We start from the raw sequence: 4602 nt of genomic DNA on the forward strand, positions 1-4602 counted from the left end.
GGGGGAGAACTCCTCCCTACGCATAAATGACGAGGGTTTCCGTTCTCCCCCTTACCAACCCTAATTTCTGATGACTATATCAATGGTGAAATTATTCCAATGACGGGTGGGACACCAAATCACAATCGAATTGCTGGCAACCTATATGCGGCGCTCGATTTTGCCCTCAAGCTTCAGCCTTATGATGTGTTCTTTACCGATCGGCGCCTTTGGATTCCCAGAAAGCGCATATACACTTATCCGGATGTGATGGTAGTGCGGGGGGATTTGCAGTTGCAAGAAGGAAGGCGAGACACCATTACCAATCCGTTGGTCATTGCTGAGATATTATCCGAATCTACCCGAAGTTATGATAAAGATAAAAAATTTGCCGCCTATCGGAGGATTCCCAATTTTCAGGAATATCTAGTCATTGACCAGTACAGAATCCAGGTGGAGCAATATGTTAAAAGCGATCGCAAGCGGTGGATGTTTGTGGAATATGATGCCACCGATGAAAGTATTTGTCTGAATGCGATTGACTTTCAGATTGCCCTGGAAGATTTGTACGATAAAGTGGAGTTAGACACAGCAGAAGACGCCGGGGAATAAAATTGCGGCGATCGCGTTCATCGGGGACAAACATTGAGTAAAACGATCCGGCATCCGGCACTTAAACCTTCTGTGAACACTCGTGCATTCTAATGATCTCGAACGAATCCTCAATGCCCGCTTGTAGGATGTTGCCCAAGAAACGCTCTCAAAGCACAAGTAGGGTGGGCAGTGCCCACCCTACTGTAGCGAGTTATCGATATCGGAGGAACGGATAAAATCCCCCGATCGACTCAGGAATTAGTAGTCGAAGTCACCGCCCATGCCGGCACCGGCGGGAGCGCCTTCCTTCGGCTCAGGTTTGTCAACCACGATGCACTCGGTGGTCAGCACCATACCGGCGATCGAGGCGGCATTTTGCAGTGCGGAACGAGTCACCTTAGCGGGGTCAACGATACCGGCTTCAAACAGATCCACGAATTCGTTATTCGCCGCGTTGTAGCCCACGTTAAAGTCTTTTTCTTTGACGCGCTCAGCGATCACGGCACCATTTTGGCCGGCATTTTCCGCGATCCGCTTCAGGGGAGCCGCCAAAGCGCGAGAGACAATCATCGCCCCGGTGAGTGCTTCTCCGGTGAAGTTGCTGGTGGCCCATTCTTCCAGAGCCGGGACCAGGTGAGCCAGGGTGGTGCCACCGCCAGGAACGATACCTTCTTCCACCGCCGCTTTAGTGGCGTTGATGGCGTCTTCCAGGCGCAGCTTGCGGTCCTTCATTTCGGTTTCAGTTGCGGCACCGACTTTGATCACGGCGACGCCACCGGCGAGTTTCGCCAGACGCTCTTGCAGTTTTTCCTTGTCGTAGGAAGATTCGCTTTCTTCCATTTGACGGCGGATTTGCTCGCAGCGAGCTTTTACTTCTTGGTCGTTGCCTTCAGCGACGATGGTGGTGTTGTCTTTGGTGATGGTGATGCGGCGAGCTTTACCGAGCATATCGATCTTGGTATTTTCCAGCTTCAGACCTGCATCTTCGGTCACCAGTTGACCGCCGGTGAGGATGGCGATATCTTCGAGCATGGCTTTGCGGCGATCGCCAAACCCAGGAGCCTTCACCGCAGCGACGTTGAGCACGCCACGCAGGCGGTTCACCACCAGAGTTGCCAGGGCTTCTTTTTCAATATCTTCGGCGATAATAATCAGGGGCTTACCGGACCGCGCCACCTGTTCGAGTACCGGCACCAGGTCTTGCACCAGGGCAATTTTCTTGTCGGTGATCAGGATGAACGGCTCATCGAGTACCGCTTCCATCCGTTCGGTGTCGGTGACGAAATAGGGAGAGATGTAGCCTTTGTCAAAGCGCATCCCTTCGGTGATTTCCAGTTCGGTGGTCATGGATTTTCCTTCTTCGAGGGAAATCACACCTTCTTTGCCCACCTTGTCCATTGCTTCGGCAATCATTTTGCCGACTTCTTCATCGTTACCGGCAGAGATGGTGCCCACTTGGGCGATCGCCTTGGATTCTTCCACCGGACGGGCGTGCTCGGCAATTTTATCCACTAAGAACGCAGTGGCTTTGTCGATACCGCGCTTCAGGGCGATCGCATTCGCACCCGCCGCGACGTTGCGCAGTCCTTCTTTCACCATCGCGTGGGCTAACACCGTGGCGGTGGTGGTTCCGTCTCCGGCGGCGTCGTTGGTCTTCGACGCAGCTTGACGAATCAGGGAAACCCCCGTATTTTCCACGTGATCTTCCAGTTCGATTTCTTTGGCGATGGTCACCCCATCATTCACGATTTGAGGTGCGCCGAATTTTTTCTCCAAAACCACGTTGCGACCTTTCGGCCCGAGGGTGACGGCGACAGACTCCGCCAAAATATCCATGCCCTTTTCCAGGGCGCGACGAGCATTTTCGTTGTAGATGATACGCTTAGCCATAGGTATCCGTTGCAGTGTGTAAGAGGACTACTATGAGATGAACTAGGTAGAATGAGGCATAAAACTTCGCGGCAAAAAAGCGCTTGTTTTAGCCAACGATCGCCAAAATGTCTTTTTCCGCCAGCAGGACGTATTCTTCATTGCCCAGCTTGATGTCGGTGCCGGCATATTTGGAGTACAGCACCTTGTCGCCAACTTTCACTTCCAGCTCTTGGCGAGAGCCATCATCGTTGCGCTTGCCAGCTCCCACAGCGGCAATTTCTCCCACTTGCGGTTTTTCTTTTGCGGTGTCGGGCAGTAAAATTCCACCTGCGGTTTTTTCTTCAGAGGCACTTACCTTCACGAATACGCGATCGGCAAGGGGCTTCACCGTCGAAACACTTAAAGAAACAGGGGCCATTTATATTTCCTCCTTATCAACTATCGGTCAAGAGCTTCTCGTGCGTGGCGGTCACGCTCGAAGGCTTTGCATTTATCGGCTTTTCAGCCTTGCCACTGGTGACCGCTTGGCGCTCGCTTTAGCACTCTCAACTTCTGAGTGCTAATTTACCTAAAATTGGGTACGCTGTGCAACTAATTTTTCTGTACGGGTTCCCGAACTTTCCAGACCGGACTTCTGGAGAGGGATTCGGGAGTCGCCCACCCGGGCTGTTCTCACCGTTCAATCCTTCAGTAAAACCGCTTGGAGTTGCATTTTCACTCCTTAGTAACTACAGAATAAACAATCAGCAATTAACAATTTACCCGCGCCATCCCCCTGCCATTGCGCCCTGTGGCGTTGGTAAACTAGACTCTGCACTCACGAAACCCTAACCCTCAAGCTCCCTGGGGGAATGGGGCGTGACAAAATAACCCGGAAACCGTTCCGGGAGTGAATTCGTAACTTCACCTTTGTAATTCGCTTTTTTGAGGACCCACCAATCCATGCCAAACGCCGATTCTCAACCGCCAACCCCCTGCGTTCCCGGAGATGAGAACGCTTTGCAAAACTGCGTCCAAAGTTTGGGACTCAACCAAATTCAGCGCCACGTCTTTATCTGTGCCGATCAAAGCGTGGCCAAATGCTGCGCCACTGAAGCGGGTCTCGAAGCCTGGAACTACCTCAAAAAACGACTGAAAGAGTTAAAGCTCGATCGCGTCACTCAAGAGCGCCCGAATTGCGTGTTTCGCACGAAAGCCAATTGTCTGCGGGTCTGTTGTTCAGGCCCGATTTTAGTGGTGTATCCCGATGGGGTTTGGTACCATAGCGCCACCCCACCGGTCATCGAACGGATTATCCAAGAACATCTCTTGGGAAATCGCGTGGTGGAAGAGTATGCCTTTTTAACCCATCCCCTACCTGGATTTCCAGCCCCAGCAATGGATTCCCAAGCGCCGCCAGTGGAGGGAAACAGCAGCGCCGAGGCGCAGAAAAAAGTCACCTCCACAGCCCAAGGCCCGTCCTCGGGAACCGGACTATCGGGAACGAAGGGCGAAACCAAGGGCGATCGCCAGTAATGGAGGGGCGATTGGATTTTCCGAGGGCGGCGTTGTCCTTCACGGGTTTTGATTTGTAGTGGCGATCTGTGATTCTCAACCGAGGGATCCCTAACGGATCGCCACCCCCCTCTGCGGGAACCTCGAATGCCGAGATTTCCAAGCGATCGCAGCTGAACTCCCGGCGATCGAGGGATCTAGCCAACCCGTTAGGAGGGTAGCCAATGAGTTATAATCAATATTTAGAGGTGCGATCCGTTCCTGCCAAAAGTCAAGGAAAATCTCCGAAACGTGGGCAGGGTAAGGTTCCAAAAGGGCCTTGACAACTGAATATCGATGGTGGTGAAAGCCCACCCCATGAAGTGTGTCATGTGAAAGCACCTCCCCCACAGTAGCGACTGGTCATCAATCCGTGAAGCGGGGAGGAAAGATGGTTAAGCCTGAGTCTAAACAGGTACCCCATCGAGCAAGTGTCTATGGATAGGAAAACGAAGCCACGATTGAAGCGTCGATATTTGAAACCAGCGAAAATTAGACTGATACGCTGGAACCAAAAGGTGAAGGATAAAGGGAAGGCGAGTCTCTATTCGACCTTCCACACACTCAAAAGAAACCCGGCGTATAGTGGCGTCCTAAAGGCACAAACAATCGACATTCGGAACG

Annotated in this window: 3 protein-coding genes and 1 pseudogene; 2 read left to right on the top strand and 2 right to left on the bottom strand. The window is 52.3% G+C overall.

Annotated features, from left to right (window positions below; all coding sequences use genetic code 11):
* Positions 1 to 99 precede the first annotated feature (99 nt).
* Positions 100 to 591, top strand: coding sequence for a Uma2 family endonuclease (locus tag AC0QH1_RS16250; RefSeq protein ID WP_442957323.1), 492 nt, complete (start codon positions 100 to 102; stop codon positions 589 to 591).
* Between the two features lie 240 nt (positions 592 to 831).
* Here AC0QH1_RS16250 and groL read toward each other — a convergent pair whose 3' ends face one another.
* Together groL and groES are read right to left on the bottom strand one after the other, a co-directional pair.
* On the bottom strand, positions 832 to 2463 hold the full coding sequence (groL, locus tag AC0QH1_RS16255; RefSeq protein ID WP_324632256.1) for a chaperonin GroEL: 1632 nt from the start codon (positions 2461 to 2463) through the stop codon (positions 832 to 834).
* A gap of 88 nt (positions 2464 to 2551) precedes the next feature.
* A complete protein-coding gene (gene groES, locus AC0QH1_RS16260; RefSeq protein WP_324632258.1) occupies positions 2552 to 2863 on the bottom strand; it encodes a co-chaperone GroES in 312 nt (103 codons plus the stop codon).
* Between the two features lie 524 nt (positions 2864 to 3387).
* Between groES and AC0QH1_RS16265 the strand changes: the two are divergent.
* Positions 3388 to 3801, top strand: a pseudogene (locus AC0QH1_RS16265) ((2Fe-2S) ferredoxin domain-containing protein); the annotation flags it as partial.
* Positions 3802 to 4602 lie beyond the last annotated feature (801 nt).

The sequence above is a fragment of the Phormidium sp. CCY1219 genome (assembly GCF_055795085.1).